This is a genomic window from Rhodococcus sp. WB1 (genome assembly GCF_001700945.1).
GTDB lineage: Bacteria > Actinomycetota > Actinomycetes > Mycobacteriales > Mycobacteriaceae > Rhodococcus > Rhodococcus aetherivorans.
Map to the genome: position 1 here is coordinate 5,533,941 of NZ_CP015529.1, position 14,282 is coordinate 5,548,222.

Consider the following 14,282-nt stretch of genomic DNA (forward strand, 5'->3'; position numbering starts at 1 on the left):
GCACCGGCGGTGCCGGCCAGGACCGTACCCGTACCACTGAGCAGTATCCGCATGCGCCACCCGGGCCCACGCGTGCACCATCAGTGCCGCACCATCGCCGTTTGGGCAAGGGTGAAATCGACGAACACGCCGATCGCGCACAGCGGCACGAGGGTGGTCATCCGACCGCGATCAGCAGCAGCACATCGTCGTCGGCCGGCGGGAATTGCAGTCGAGTCCGCTCTGCGGCCGGAGCCGGCGAGCAGTAGCGGACCACCGGGATCCCAGAAGGCGGCACCGGCGGGCGACGGACATAGCGCAGCGGTGCCCGGGCCGTCGGCCGGTCCGAAGCGGTGTTGAGGTAGCGGATGACCAAGGCGGCTGTCACGAACGCCCCGAGGAGCATCCACGTGGTCAGCATGTCGCTCACGCGCACGTATCCTTCCTTCGCGTCGACGGGTTTCGACCACCAACGAGCATCGGCCCGTCCCGACCCGGCAGGGAAGACTCGCCGTCGGATCCTTGCGAAATCTCTACGCCTCCGGACCGAGGAGCCGCCGCCCTGTGCCCGTCACGGCGGGCAACAGCACACCGCGTTGTGGCCTGCCCCCCGATTCGCTTCTCCTGAATCGCTCGATCGAACCCGACCGCCGGCACGGGATGCGCTCCGATGCTCGAATATTCCGATCTGCATGCCGAACGCTCCGAGCCTCCGACAGTCGCCCCCATTCCGAGCGAGGGCGCCACGGGCCCCGCGAAGCTGGGTGATGAGTAAGCACCGCATCAAACTTTCGGTCCAGAGCATAAGGAAAGCGTCAAGACGCATCCGTTTCGATCCTCGGCGGCGGTATGGGTGGAAGGACCCGCAACGGCGCGGGCCACCTGATCAAGGAGAAGGTCCGCAATGCTCGCCCATTGGCACCTGTACGCCCGATCACGGCCGAAGCAGAACGTCTGGATCCACGTGTCCGAGTGCGCCGCGGACGTCGGCACGATCGATGCCGGCGTCGAGCGGGTGTTGCACCGACAGCACCTGCGCCTGGCGGGGATGTGCTGCGCACTCGAGACTCCCGGGGCCGGGGAACGCTGCCTGGACGCGTGTATCGACCGTGCGGTCGCCGCGATGGAACACATCCGGCGCCGCCACGGTGTGCTACTGAGTCAACTGGCGATCACCATCGCGGACACGAGAATTCCTGCGGCTGCGGCATTGGAGCAACGCGAGGTGAGTGCCGTGATCGAGGAGTGCCTTGATGCGGCCTGCGCCCGCTACCGTTACCCGCGCCCGACCGTGACCCTGCTGCTCCACACTGTTGGGGGCACTCCGACCGGCTCCTCGCACGCCAGCACACTCGACATGGTCCGCGACGCGACCCTCGAACTCTCATGATCATCGCATCCGTCCGCCCCGGCCCGGTGGGGCCAGCCGATGCCGAGGCTGCGGCCCGCCGTGCCGACCGGGCACAGGCTCAGCTCTTTCTCGGCGTGCTCGAGCGAGAGTTCGAGCAGGTCACAGTGCGGATCAACTTTGCTGAGCACTGCGCCGCCGATGAACAACGGCACGGCTTCGCGGTCAGTGCCCAACGATTCGAGGACGAAGCACGCAGACTGTGGGTCACCCTCGGTGAACTCCACCGTATGATCGCCGCCCTGCGTGCCCGGCAGACCCGGCCTTGACGCACGGACGCCGGTCACAGCATGCGCCGCGGCCGAGCCGAGACGCCCCTGCCCGGCGCACGAGTAGTGCGGCGAGATCCAGCGGTGCGAGGCACCATGGACGGACATGATCGCCTTGTCCTGGATGGGGAGCTGATATGCCGCCACACCGTTCCACCGAGTCGCCGTTCCGCAACGGTGCGGGTAGCACCGCGCTTGTCGCGGGAATCACCGCCGCGGTGTTCGCCTTCGTTCCCCTCATCGGTGACCTGATCACGATTCCCGCCGGGCTGGCCGCGGTGGTCTGCGGCTGGGTCGGCCTGGACCGGGTCGACAAGGGCCTGGCAACGAACCATCGGGAGGCCCTCACCGGTGCCGTCCTCGGTACCGCGGCACTGTTCGTGGTGTTCGTCGTCTTCGCCGCAACTCACAGCGCCGGCGGATGACCATCGGCCCGCCCCCGGGACCCGCCGACCGTGGTGAGTTCGGTGCGCGGGGTGCGCCGGGGTCCGGTGCAGGCGGGGAAACGGCGCCACTGGTTCGGCGGGTCCGCGGCGATCATCTCGTCGGCCGTGCCCGGCTGTGAGTCCGCACGACGGCACTTCGAAACACCTACGCGTCGATCAGCGCATCCCCAGAAGTCGGCGCACGCCACGAATCCGGCGGTTCGCGCGGATCGTGGTGGCCAGTCCGCGCCGCCGGCCGGTGACGGGATCGACAACCGGCATCCCGCCGAAGCCGCGTTCGGATGCGGTCTCGGGAGCGGCGTCCGAAGTGTCTTTGAGGTACTTGTTCGGCAGCGACAGTTTCGCGATGGTGCGCCACGTCTTGAGGTACTGCACCGCGAGCGGACCGCTGGTGTAGGGCAGATCGTACTTGCCGCACAATGCGCGCACCCGCACGGCGATCTCGGCATACCGGTTCGACGGTAGGTCCGGGAACAGGTGGTGCTCGATCTGATAGCTGAGGTTGCCCGTCATGAAATCCATCAACGGACCACCGGAGATGTTGGCGCTGCCGAGCATCTGTCGCAGATACCAGCGGGCCTGGCTCTCGTTGTCGACGTCCGCCCTGGTGAACTTCTCCGCGCCGTCGGGAAAGTGCCCACAGAAGATCACCGCGTTGGTCCACAGATTACGGATCACGTTGGCAGTGATGTCGGCCGTCAGGGTGGACTTCCACGCCCTCCCGGTGAGGGCCGGGTACAATACGTAGTCCTTGCCGATCTGTCGGCCCACCTTCCGGCCCACCTCACGCAGCTTACGGCTGGTTTCGACACGGTCGTCCCGGCCCCTGGCGACCTTGCCGAGTTCGAGGTGCTGGATGGCGACGCCGTATTGGAACAGCAGCGCGAGCAACGCGTTGTAGACGAGGTTGCCGGCGTTGAACGGCTTCCACCGTTGGTCCCGGGTGACCCGGATCAGGCCGAATCCCACGTCGTCGTCCATGCCCAGGATGTTGGTGTACTTGTGGTGCAGATAGTTGTGGGTCTGCTTCCAGTGCGCCGACGGGTCGGCGTTGTCCCATTCCCAACTCGCGGAGTGGATCTCGGGATCGTTCATCCAGTCCCATTGCCCGTGCATCACGTTGTGCCCGAGTTCCATGTTGTCGATGATCTTCGACACGCCGAGCAGACCCGTGCCGAGCAACCACAGCGGACGGCGCCGGCTGCCGAACAGGGTCACCCGCCCGGCGAGCTCGAGGCTGCGCTGCAACCTGATGGTGTTGCGGATGTATCGGGCGTCGCGTTCGCCGCGGGAGTCCTCGATGTCGCGACGGATGGCATCGAGCTCTCGGCCGAGGGCCTCGACATCCGCGTCCGTCAGATGCGCGAATTCCTGAAGATCTGAGATGGCCATGCGACTACCCTAGCGTAAGTTACGACACCGTAAGTTACGGCACCGTAAGGATGTGGTGGCGGCCGGAGCCTCGCGTGCACACGCCATGGCGCCGTACCCACGCTCCCGCAGGGGCGCGACGACATGCTCCACGGAATCTCCGCCTGGTGCCGGCACTGGTCGAACTGGCGCAGCGCCGGCCGGACCAGTGCCCGCGCGCCACCACACACCCCCACATCAGACACCGTCGATGCAGTACTCAGCCCGGGCGGGACGTCAAGACCACCGGGTCGGCACGATCGTCCTCCGGCTGGTGGCACCGACCGCGACCGTGCCGGCGAGGGCCGCGACGATCAGCAGCACGGCCGGGGCCGGGGCCAGCCACCACGGGGACGCGAGCAGCACCGCCAGCACCAGCATCGCGATCAGCAGGGCCGTCGGGTCGGGGCGGGTGCGGGTCTCGCCGAGTGTCGTGTACCGGCGGAACCGGCGTCCGTCCTCCATGTCAGTGCTTCCCCTCGATCGCGCGAGCGGTCTGGGCGTGCGAACCCCAGCCCACGTGCGCCTCGGACCGCATTTTTTCGCTCATGTGCGGGTAGTGCAGCTCGAACGCCGGGCGCTCCGAGCGGATGCGCGGCAGCTCGGTGAAGTTGTGCCGCGGCGGCGGGCAGCTCGTCGCCCACTCGAGGGAGTTGCCGTAACCCCACGGGTCGTCGACGGTCACGACCTGGCCGTACCGGTAGCTCTTGAACACGTTCCACAGGAACGGCAGGGTCGAGGCGCCGAGCACGAAGGCACCGACGGTCGAGATGATGTTCAGGGTGGTGAACCCGTCCGAGGGCAGGTAGTCGGCGTAGCGGCGCGGCATGCCCTCGTTGCCCAGCCAGTGCTGCACCAGGAACGTGGTGTGGAAGCCGAGGAAGGTCAGCCAGAAGTGCCACTTGGCGAGACGCTCGTCGAGCATGCGTCCGGTCATCTTCGGGAACCAGAAGTAGATGCCGGCGTAGGTGGCGAACACGATGGTGCCGAACAGCACGTAGTGGAAGTGCGCCACGACGAAATAGGACTCGTGCAGCTGGAAGTCGAGCGGCGGGCTGGCGAGGATGACGCCGGACAGGCCGCCGAACAGGAAGGTGACGATGAAGCCGACCGAGAACAGCATCGGCGACTCGAACGTCAGCTGGCCCTTCCACATGGTGCCGATCCAGTTGAAGAACTTCACGCCGGTGGGCACCGCGATCAGGAAGGTCATGAAGGAGAAGTACGGCAGCAGCACGGCGCCGGTGGCGTACATGTGGTGCGCCCACACCGCGATCGAGAGCGCCGCGATGGCCAGGGTCGCGTAGACCAGACCCGAGTAACCGAAGATCGGCTTGCGCGAGAACACCGGGAAGATCTCCGAGACGATGCCGAAGAACGGCAGCGCCAGCACATACACCTCTGGGTGACCGAAGAACCAGAACAGGTGCTGCCACAACATGACTCCGCCCGTTCCGGGGTCGAAGATGTGAGCGCCGAACTGGCGGTCGACGAACAGGGCGATCAGCGCCGCCGCGAGCAGCGGGAAGATCAGCAGGATCAGCAGCGAGGCGATGAAGGTGTTCCAGGTGAAGATCGGCATCCGGAACATGGTCATGCCGGGGGCGCGCAGGCACACGATGGTGGTGATGAGGTTGACCGCACCGAGGATCGTGCCGAGACCGCCGACGGTGAGTCCGAGGATCCACAGGTCGGCACCGACGCCGGGCGAGTGCAGCGAGTTCGTCAGCGGCACATATGCCGTCCACCCGAAGTCGGCCGCGCCTCCGGGGGTGAGGAAGCCGGTGGCGGCCATGAGCCCGCCGAAGACGTAGAGCCAGAAGCCCACCGCATTGAGTCGGGGAAAGGCCACGTCCGGAGCGCCGATCTGCAGCGGCAGCAGATAGTTGGCGAAGCCGAAGAACACCGGTGTCGCGTACAGCAGCAACATGATCGTGCCGTGCATGGTGAACAGCTGGTTGTACTGCTCGTTGGACAGGAACTGCAGGCCGGGCACGGCGAGCTCACCACGGATGAGCAGCGCCATGAGGCCGCCGATGAGGAACCACGCGAAGGCCGCCACGATGTACATCACGCCGATGACCTTGTGGTCGGTGGAGGTGACGACCGTGAGGATCGTCGAGCCCTTCGGGCGGCGGGTCGGAGGATACGGCCGCTGCGCGTCCGGCCTCCTCAGTATCGGCGCGACATCAACCATGACCACGACTCCTGACTTCGGCCCCACCGTCGTCCGGGTGGGGCATCGAGCTCCGACCTGCTGCCGCGAGAGGGTGGATCCGCGTCCTCCCGTTCGGCCGACGAGACGGCGGCGCAGGCGTTCGTCCCGGAACGGAGCGGAGCCGTCGACCGTCGGCGCGCTGACTCTTGCACCGTGGCATCGGCATCGGCAATGAGACGTGGAGCACGTCCGCGGGGCGGCGAAGGCCCGGCGGCGGGTGTCGGCAACGGCCGCTGTGCTCGGACAGACGGGACGGGCGCGGGAGCCGAGGCGGTAGTCGATCGGGTCGAAAGGTACTGATCAACAGGTTGTTCCACAGGTGTGGACATGCTCGCGCGCAGGCGAGCCGGGCGGTGCGGGCACCGACCGCACACCGGCGGGACCGGGAGCGCTCCCTCGACTCTGTCGCCGTCGGCGGGACCGAGGACTCGGAGAAAGGGCCCAAAGTCTCCCGCCGACTGTGCCCATCGGCCGGAGCACTCCGGCGCCCAGCGAGGGACCGAGTGGCCGGGTCGGCCGGGCACCTCGTCCCGTGCCGCTCGACAGGTCGCTCGGCCGTCCGGAAAACCACTTCCCGCAAGATATCCGGTCCGGGACCTTGGTCCCGGACCGACCGGCACCCGGCCTCTTACCGTCAGTCGTCGAACATGATGACCTGACGCACGGCCAGCCCGTCGGCGAGCTGGTCCATGGCCTCGTTGATGCGCGACAGGGGGATCCGTGCGGAGATCAGTTCCTCCACCGGGAGCCGGCCCTCCCGCCACATCCGCGCGTACTGGGGGATGTCGCGGCGCGGCACGGCCGAACCGAGGTAGCTGCCGACGATCGTGCGTGCCTCCGCGGTCACCGTCAACGGGGAGATCGCCGCCGTCGCGGCCGGCGCGGGCAGGCCGACCGTCACGGTCGTGCCGCCGGGCGCCGTGAGACCGAACGCGGTCTCGAACGCCCGTGCACTGCCGGCACACTCGATGACGTACCGGGCCTTGACGCCCCGCTCGACCGCCTCGGCCGGCGTGTAGGTCTCGTGTGCTCCCAGCTCGCGGGCGCGGGTGAGCTTGTCGTCGAGGGTGTCGATCGCGACGATGCGCGAGACGCCCTGCGCGACGGCCGTGAGGAGGGCGGCCATGCCGACCCCGCCGAGGCCGACGATCGCGACGCTGTCCTGCGGCCGCGGCCGGGCCGCATTGAGAACGGCGCCCCCGCCGGTGAGCACGGCACAGCCGAGCACCGCGGCGACGTCGGGCGGCACGTCGTCGTCGACCGCGACGGCCGACGCGCGGTCGATCACCGCGTGCGTCGCGAAACCCGAGACCCCGAGGTGGTGGTGCACCGGGTGGCCGTCGCGGTGCAGGCGACGGCCGCCGTGCAGCAGTTCCCCGGCGTTGTTGGTGGCGGACCCGGTCGTGCAGGGCAGCCGGCCGTCCTCCGCGCAGCTGTCGCACGCCTCGCATCTCGGCAGGAACGACATGACCACCCGCTGCCCCACCCGGAAGTCGTCGACGGAGGAGCCCACCTCGACGATGCGGCCGGCCGCCTCGTGCCCGAGCAGCATCGGTACGGGGCGGACCCGGTTGCCGTCCACGACGCTCAGATCGGAGTGGCACACCCCGGCCGCCTCGATCTTTACCAGCAGCTCGGTCGGTCCCGGCGCGTCGAGCTCGAGTTCGGACACGCTGATCGGTTTCGACTCGGCGAACGGCCGCGGCCGGCCGATCTCCTCCAGGACTGCGCCGGTGATCCTCATCTGCCGATACTCCTCGGGTCCGCGGGACGGTTTCCGGATCCCACCGTAGGTCTCGTGCGGGAAGGTTGGTGGGCGTCGGCACCGATCGATGCGCCGTTTCGGACAGAAACAACGGTCGGGACGCGTGAGGATGTCCGATTTCCGGCACCCCGCGACGGGCGGTCCACCTGCCCCTCGGCGCGCGCCCACGCCGGGACGGTCGCACAATGATGCGATGCCGGACCGCGGATTCACCCACACCCAGCTCGCCGCGCGGGCTGCCTACCTGCTGCGCGGTAACGACCTCGGCACGATGACCAGTGCCGCCCCGAAGCTGTATCCGCACATGTGGAGCTGGGACGCGGCGTTCGTCGCGGTGGGGCTGGCCCCGTTGAGCGTCGAGCGGGCCGTCGTCGAACTCGACACCCTGCTCTCGGCGCAGTGGCGCAACGGCATGATCCCGCACATCGTGTTCGCGAGCGGGGTGGACGGTTACTTTCCGGGTCCGGCGCGCTGGGCCTGTACCGATCTCGCCGCCGCCGCGCCACTGGGCCCGCAGACGTCGGGCATCACCCAGCCGCCCGTGCACGCCATCGCGGTGCAGCGCATCCTCGACCACAGCCGCCGGCACGGCCGCAGCACCCGCGCCGTCGCCGAGGAGTTCCTCGACCGCCGCTGGCCCGACCTGGTGCGCTGGCACCGGTGGCTGGCCCGCGCCCGGGACCTCGACGGCAACGGCCGCATCGCGCTCTACCACGGTTGGGAATCGGGCATGGACAACTCGCCCCGGTGGGACGCGGCCTACGCGAACGTCGTCGCCGGCGCGGTGCCGACGTTCCGGCGCGAGGACCTCGCCCACGTCGGCGACCCGAGTCAGCGGCCGACGGACGCCGAGTACGCCCGCTACCTGTGGCTGCTCGAGGAGATGAAGGAAGTGCGCTACGACGACGACGCCCTGGCCACGGCCATGAGCTTCGCCGTCGAGGACGTGTTCGTCAGTGCCGTGTTCGCGCTCGCGTGCGACGTGCTCGCCGTCATCGGGGAGGAGCATTCGCGCCCGAACGCCGACGTCCGCGAGCTGCACGAGTACGCCGACCGGTTCCGCCGCGGCGTGCTCGACACCACCGATCCGCGCACCGGCGCCGCCAAGGACTTCGACCTGCGCAGCGGCCGCTGGATGGCCACCGACACGCTCGCGATGTTCGCGCCGTTGTTGTGCGGTGGCCTGCCCCGCGGCACCGAACGGGCCCTGCTGCGCACCTTCGAGGGCCCGAAGTTCTGCGGCCACCCCGACCTGCGCTACGCGGTGCCGCCGTCCACCTCCCCCGTCTCCCGGGATTTCCGTCCGCGCGAGTACTGGCGCGGGCCGGTGTGGCCGGTGATGACGTGGCTGTTCTCGTGGACGTTCGCCCGCCGCGGGTGGGCGGAGCGCGCTCACCTGCTGCGAGCGGAGGGTCTGCGGCAGGCCAGCGACGGCTCGTTCGCCGAGTACTACGAGCCGTTCACCGGCGAGCCGCTCGGCAGCATGCAGCAGTCGTGGACCGCCGCCGCGGTACTGGACTGGCTGGGGTGAGGCGGTGTCCCCCGCACCCGCACGGGGCCGGGGGACACCACGGGACTCACAGCGCGCCGAGTGCCTCGCAGGCCTTGCGAACTCCCTCGCCGTAGGCCGGATCGGCCTGGGTGCAGTTGGCGATGTGCCGCTCGATCGTCGCCGCCGATGCCCCTGTGATGGCACGCGCGGTGTTCTCGAACAGCACGGTCTGCTGCTCGGCGGACATGCCGCGGAACAGGATTCCCGGCTGCTCGAAATAGTTCTCGTCGTCCGCCCGATGGTCGAACCGGTCCGCGACCGCGCCCACCGCGAGCGGCGGTTCGGCGTACTCGGGCTGCTCCCGGAAGCGGCCGTACGAGTTCGGTTCGATGCTCGGGACGCTGCCCTGGTTGCCGTCCACGCGCATCGCGCCGTCGCGGTGGAAGGAGTTCACGTGCGCGGCGGCCCGGGGGCAGTTCACCGGGATCTGGTGGTGGTTCACGCCGAGCCGGTAGCGCGCGGCGTCCCCGTACGAGAACAGCCGGCCCTGGAGCATCCGGTCGGGTGAGAACCCGATGCCGGGAACGATGTTCGCCGGGGAGAAGGCGGCCTGTTCGACGTCGGCGTGGTAGTTGTCCGGATTGCGGTTCAGTTCCAGCTCGCCGACCTCGATGAGCGGGTAGTCCTTCTTGGACCACACCTTGGTCAGGTCGAAGGGGTGGTACCGGTACGTCGCCGCGTCGGCCTCGGGCATGATCTGCACGTACAGCGTCCACTTCGGGTGGTTGCCGGATTCGATCGCCTCGTACAGGTCCCGCTGGGCGGATTCGCGGTCGCCGGCGATCACGGCCGCGGCCTCCTCGTCGGTGAGGTTCCTGATGCCCTGCTGGGTGCGGAAGTGGAACTTCACCCACGAACGGGTGCCCTCGGCATCGACGAACGAGAAGGTGTGCGAGCCGAATCCGTGCATGTGCCGGTAGCCGTCGGGGATGCCGCGGTCGGACATGACGATCGTGACCTGGTGCAGTGCCTCCGGCAGGTTGGTCCAGAAGTCCCAGTTGTTCTCGGGATCGCGCAGATTGGTCCGGGGGTCCCGCTTCACGGCGTGATTGAGGTCGGGGAACTTGAGCGGATCGCGGAAGAAGAACACCGGCGTGTTGTTGCCGACGACGTCCCAGTTGCCCTCCTCGGTGTAGAAGCGGACGGCGAAGCCGCGGATGTCGCGTTCGGCGTCGGCGGCACCGCGCTCCCCCGCGACCGTGGAGAACCGGACGAACACCTCGGTCTGCTTGCCCACGGCAGAGAACACCGCGGCCCTGGTGTGCCGGGTGATGTCGTGCGTGACGCGGAAGGTGCCGAATGCTCCGGAACCCTTTGCATGCATCCGTCGTTCGGGGATGACCTCGCGGTCGAAGTGCGCGAGCTTCTCGAGGAACCACACGTCCTGGAGCAGCATGGGTCCGCGCGCCCCGGCCGTGAGACTGTTCTGGTTGTCCGGCACCGGCGCGCCGGCGGCGGTGGTGAGTCCGTTGTGGTCGGTCATCGATCACTCCTGTCTGGTCACCCCGGGCTGGTGGGGCGAACGTCTCTGCGCTCAGCAGTGTTTCCTGAGGAGCGGTGTCCCGATGTCTCAATTTGACACGGGCACTTGATATTCGGAATCAGAGGGTAATGCCGAACTCGCGGATCTTGCGGTAGATCGTCGCCCGCGACATGCCGAGCGCCTTCGCGGCCGCCGCCTTGTCGCCTCCGTGCAGGGCCAGTGCGTCCACGATCGCATCCCGCTCGAGGGACTCGAGCCGGGTCAGGTTTCGGCGGGTCGTCGCCCGGCACTCGGCGGGCAGGTCGCCGATCTCGACGGTCCCCGAGCGCCGGCGCCGGCAGGTCTCCTCGAGGACGCTGCGCAGGTGGGTCACGTTCCCCTGCCACGACAGTCGCATGAGCTGGTTCGCCGCGGCCGGCGAGAGCGTGAGGTCGGTGGCGCCGGCGGCGTCGAGGAGGAAGCGCACCAGCTCGGGGACGTCCTCGAGATGATGGCGCAGCGGGGGAACGGACAGCGTCTTCGGAAAGAGCCGGAGCAGGGAGTGGGTGTCGCTCTCCTCCTGCGGGGGTTGCATGGTCAGCGCCACCCACGGGTCGTCCGGAAGGGTGTCCGGCGTGACGGTCTGCAGGAGCTGGCCGAGACCGGCGAGATCGTCGTCGCCGAGCGCATGGGCGTGCAGCACCGCCAGGTCGGAGCCGCCCTCGAGCGTGGCCGACGCCTGCTCCAGCAGCTCCCCGCCGTCGACCGCGGCCGCGTCGAGCACCGCGAGGCCGCGGTCGCTCCGGACGTGCTCGTGCGCGGCCCGGATCAGCGCGGTCTTGCCGACCCCGGGCTCGCCGTCGAGCACGAGCCATTCCCGTCGCCGGCAGGCCTCGACGACGCCGTGGACAGTGTGCTGCCACTGCGCGCTGCGACCGGCCAGCGCGCGCAACGCCGGCTGCTTCGCGGCGCGCGGGCTCCGGGTCCGGGCGAGTTGCTCCTTGATCCGCACGACCCCGCCCGCGAGCCTGTCCTCGACGAAGGTCGGCTGGTAGGACAGCCGCGCCGTGATCCCGCTCGGCAGGTCGGCGAGCATCGTGAACGGTTCGGCCCGCCCGCGGGCGTCGCGGGTCCGGTCGATGATCGCGGCCTGGTCGCGTGAGTCGAACTGCTGCTGGGTCTGGGCGTTCATCATCAGGACCTCGTCGCCGACGGCGATGACCGGGCGACCCGAATGCTGGCAGGCCGCGTGGTAGTCGTGCAGGAGGGCCCGGTCCAGTTCGTTGGCCTCCTCGAGGATCCGTTCCCTGATGCGGGTGGCGGCCAGCTTGGCGAAGGACAACAGCAGCGAGTTCGTGTTCTCGGTCTTGGTGGTCAGGTCCACGACGCCGAGGAGTGTCCCGGTGATCGGGTGCGTCACCAGGGCCCCGGCGCAGGAGAACAACCGCAGGTGCCCGCTGTAGTGCTCGTCCCCCCGGATCAGCAGGGGTGCACCGACCTCGAGCGCGGTCCCGATGCCGTTGGTCCCCACCTGGGACTCGGCGTAGCGGAAGCCGGGAGCGAGGTCGACCCGGTCCAGGGCGGTCAGCAGCCCGCGGTCGCCGCCGTAGCGGCTGAGCACGGTGCCCTTGGCGTCGGTGAGGATCAGGGACACCGGCTCGTTCTCGATCTCCGCCGACAGCGCGGACAGCACCGGGCGGGCCGCGCGGGTGAGGACGGTGTCGACCGGGAGCGGTTCGACGTAGCCGGCGCTCGGGCGGTCCACGTCGACCTTCGCCGCCCGAGACCGCAGCCACGAGACCCGCAGCCAGTTCCGGACCCGGCGGTCGCCGGGATCGTCCGCGGCCTGATCGGCCGAGTGGAACGCCTCGCGTGCCTCCCGGAGTGACGTGTGGTCCTGGGAACTGCTTCGGCTGAATTCACCCACCTCGGTCTCCCGGTCGTCTGGAGTTGTCACGGGGACATTCTCATCGGGCCCTGCGTCCACAAGGGTAATTGTGCCGAATGTGACCTGCGTCTCACATTGAGACAGATCGGGGTGGCGCCCGCGGGTTGTATCTGCATCCACACCCCACCGTCCACGGCTGGCACCGAGCCGGCTCCCGATCCAGGAGGCGCACATTGAGTAGGCAGAGCCTGACCAAGGCCCATGCGAAGATCACCGAGCTGTCGTGGGAACCGACGTTCGCGACGCCGGCCACCCGCTTCGGCACCGACTACACGTTCGAGAAGGCCCCCAAGAAGGACCCTCTCAAGCAGATCATGCGGTCCTACTTCCCCATGGAGGAGGAGAAGGACAACCGGGTCTACGGCGCGATGGACGGCGCCATCCGCGGGAACATGTTCCGGCAGGTCCAGCAGCGCTGGCTGGAGTGGCAGAAGCTGTTCCTCTCGATCATCCCGTTCCCGGAGATCTCGGCGGCCCGCGCGATGCCGATGGCCATCGACGCGGTGCCCAACCCCGAGATCCACAACGGGCTCGCCGTGCAGATGATCGACGAGGTTCGTCACTCGACGATCCAGATGAACCTCAAGAAGCTCTACATGAACAACTACATCGACCCCGCCGGGTTCGACATGACCGAGAAGGCGTTCGCGAACAACTACGCGGGCACCATCGGCCGGCAGTTCGGGGAGGGCTTCATCACCGGTGACGCGATCACCGCGGCCAACATCTACCTGACCGTGGTCGCGGAGACGGCCTTCACGAACACCCTGTTCGTGGCGATGCCCGACGAGGCGGCCGCCAACGGCGACTACCTGCTGCCCACCGTGTTCCATTCGGTGCAGTCCGACGAGTCGCGGCACATCTCCAACGGCTACTCGATCCTGCTCATGGCGCTGGCCGACGAGCGGAACCGGCCGCTGCTCGAGCGGGACCTGCGCTACGCGTGGTGGAACAACCACTGCGTGGTCGACGCCGCGATCGGCACCTTCATCGAGTACGGCACCAAGGACCGCCGCAAGGATCGCGAGAGCTACGCCGAGATGTGGCGGCGGTGGATCTACGACGACTACTACCGCAGCTACCTCATCCCGCTCGAGAAGTACGGGCTGACCATTCCGCACGACCTCGTCGAGGAGGCGTGGAAGCGCATCACCGAGAAGGGCTACGTCCACGAGGTGGCCCGGTTCTTCGCGACGGGCTGGCCGGTGAACTACTGGCGGATCGACGCCATGACCGACGCGGACTTCGAGTGGTTCGAGCACAAGTACCCGGGCTGGTATTCCAAGTACGGCAAGTGGTGGGAGAACTACAACCGCCTCGCCTACCCCGGCCGCAACAAGCCGATCGCGTTCGAGGAGGTGGGATACCAGTACCCGCACCGCTGCTGGACGTGCATGGTGCCCGCCCTCATCCGCGAGGACATGGTCGTGGAGAAGGTGGACGACCAGTGGCGGACCTACTGCTCGGAGACCTGCTACTGGACCGACGCCGTCGCGTTCCGCAGCGAGTACGAGGGACGTCCCACCCCGAACATGGGCCGCCTCACCGGTTTCCGTGAATGGGAGACCCTGCACCACGACAAGGATCTCGCCGACATCGTGCAGGACCTCGGGTACGTGCGCGACGACGGCAAGACCCTCGTCGGTCAGCCGCACCTCGACCTCGACCCGAAGAAGATGTGGACCCTCGACGACGTGCGGGGCAACACCTTCCAGAGCCCGAACGTGTTGCTGAACCAGATGTCCGACGCAGAACGCGACGCCCACATCGCCGCGTACCGCGCCGGCGGCGCAGTTCCTGCCTGATTCAGGCTCGGTGGGTGGCG

12 protein-coding genes are annotated in these 14,282 nt (G+C 68.4%); 5 read left to right on the top strand and 7 right to left on the bottom strand.

Translation table 11 applies throughout. From position 1 onward, the window contains the following. Positions 1-157 precede the first annotated feature (157 nt). Complete coding sequence (locus A4U64_RS24820) at positions 158-400, bottom strand: hypothetical protein (RefSeq protein WP_232334212.1); 243 nt, start codon at positions 398-400, stop codon at positions 158-160. 483 nt (positions 401-883) lie between these two features. On the opposite strand from A4U64_RS24820, the gene A4U64_RS24825 reads away from it, so the two are divergent. From A4U64_RS24825 to A4U64_RS24835, 3 genes are all read left to right on the top strand, one after another. Then, on the top strand, positions 884-1,369 hold the full coding sequence (locus A4U64_RS24825; protein WP_065923268.1) for a hypothetical protein: 486 nt from the start codon (positions 884-886) through the stop codon (positions 1,367-1,369). Next, positions 1,366-1,656: a hypothetical protein gene (locus A4U64_RS24830; protein WP_029546754.1), complete on the top strand. Its 291-nt coding sequence runs from the start codon at positions 1,366-1,368 to the stop codon at positions 1,654-1,656. The genes A4U64_RS24825 and A4U64_RS24830 overlap by 4 nt, the downstream gene beginning before the upstream one ends. A gap of 137 nt (positions 1,657-1,793) precedes the next feature. Further along, complete coding sequence (locus tag A4U64_RS24835) at positions 1,794-2,081, top strand: hypothetical protein (protein ID WP_006947522.1); 288 nt, start codon at positions 1,794-1,796, stop codon at positions 2,079-2,081. Between the two features lie 177 nt (positions 2,082-2,258). On the opposite strand, the gene A4U64_RS24840 is transcribed toward A4U64_RS24835, so the two are convergent. The 4 genes from A4U64_RS24840 to A4U64_RS24855 form a co-directional block, all read right to left on the bottom strand. Continuing rightward, positions 2,259-3,494, bottom strand: a complete 1,236-nt coding sequence (locus tag A4U64_RS24840; RefSeq protein WP_065923269.1) for a fatty acid desaturase family protein — start codon at positions 3,492-3,494, stop codon at positions 2,259-2,261. 255 nt (positions 3,495-3,749) lie between these two features. Then, entirely contained in the window at positions 3,750-3,977 is a 228-nt protein-coding gene (locus A4U64_RS24845) for a hypothetical protein (protein ID WP_006947519.1), read from the bottom strand. 1 nt (position 3,978) lies between these two features. After that, complete coding sequence (gene ctaD, locus A4U64_RS24850; protein WP_065923581.1) at positions 3,979-5,709, bottom strand: aa3-type cytochrome oxidase subunit I; 1,731 nt, start codon at positions 5,707-5,709, stop codon at positions 3,979-3,981. Positions 5,710-6,364: 655 nt separating this feature from the next. Then, entirely contained in the window at positions 6,365-7,474 is a 1,110-nt protein-coding gene (locus A4U64_RS24855) for an alcohol dehydrogenase catalytic domain-containing protein (protein WP_006932113.1), read from the bottom strand. Between the two features lie 214 nt (positions 7,475-7,688). Between A4U64_RS24855 and ggh the strand changes: the two genes are divergently transcribed. Continuing rightward, positions 7,689-9,026, top strand: coding sequence for a glucosylglycerate hydrolase (ggh, locus tag A4U64_RS24860; protein ID WP_006932115.1), 1,338 nt, complete (start codon positions 7,689-7,691; stop codon positions 9,024-9,026). A gap of 46 nt (positions 9,027-9,072) precedes the next feature. Here the strand turns inward: ggh and A4U64_RS24865 are convergent, their stop codons facing one another. Next, positions 9,073-10,530 carry a catalase gene (locus A4U64_RS24865; protein ID WP_006932116.1) on the bottom strand — a complete coding sequence of 486 codons (1,458 nt, stop codon included), beginning with the start codon at positions 10,528-10,530 and terminating at the stop codon, positions 9,073-9,075. A 118-nt stretch (positions 10,531-10,648) separates the two neighbouring features. Next, a complete protein-coding gene (locus A4U64_RS24870) occupies positions 10,649-12,466 on the bottom strand; it encodes a sigma-54-dependent Fis family transcriptional regulator (protein WP_029546749.1) in 1,818 nt (605 codons plus the stop codon). Positions 12,467-12,630: 164 nt separating this feature from the next. Here A4U64_RS24870 and A4U64_RS24875 point away from each other — a divergent pair, with 164 nt between their 5' ends. After that, on the top strand, positions 12,631-14,262 hold the full coding sequence (locus A4U64_RS24875; RefSeq protein WP_029546748.1) for a methane monooxygenase: 1,632 nt from the start codon (positions 12,631-12,633) through the stop codon (positions 14,260-14,262). Positions 14,263-14,282 lie beyond the last annotated feature (20 nt).

Bases quoted from the DNA above. Each gene is read 5' to 3' on its own strand.
- A4U64_RS24825 (WP_065923268.1), top strand. From the start codon at position 884: ATGCTCGCCCATTGGCACCTGTACGCCCGATCACGGCCGAAGCAGAAC.
- A4U64_RS24840 (WP_065923269.1), bottom strand. From the start codon at position 3,494: ATGGCCATCTCAGATCTTCAGGAATTCGCGCATCTGACGGACGCGGAT.
- ctaD (WP_065923581.1), bottom strand. From the start codon at position 5,709: ATGGTTGATGTCGCGCCGATACTGAGGAGGCCGGACGCGCAGCGGCCG.
- A4U64_RS24845 (WP_006947519.1), bottom strand. From the start codon at position 3,977: ATGGAGGACGGACGCCGGTTCCGCCGGTACACGACACTCGGCGAGACC.
- A4U64_RS24820 (WP_232334212.1), bottom strand. From the start codon at position 400: ATGCTGACCACGTGGATGCTCCTCGGGGCGTTCGTGACAGCCGCCTTG.
- ggh (WP_006932115.1), top strand. From the start codon at position 7,689: ATGCCGGACCGCGGATTCACCCACACCCAGCTCGCCGCGCGGGCTGCC.
- A4U64_RS24835 (WP_006947522.1), top strand. From the start codon at position 1,794: ATGCCGCCACACCGTTCCACCGAGTCGCCGTTCCGCAACGGTGCGGGT.
- A4U64_RS24830 (WP_029546754.1), top strand. From the start codon at position 1,366: ATGATCATCGCATCCGTCCGCCCCGGCCCGGTGGGGCCAGCCGATGCC.
- A4U64_RS24855 (WP_006932113.1), bottom strand. From the start codon at position 7,474: ATGAGGATCACCGGCGCAGTCCTGGAGGAGATCGGCCGGCCGCGGCCG.
- A4U64_RS24865 (WP_006932116.1), bottom strand. From the start codon at position 10,530: ATGACCGACCACAACGGACTCACCACCGCCGCCGGCGCGCCGGTGCCG.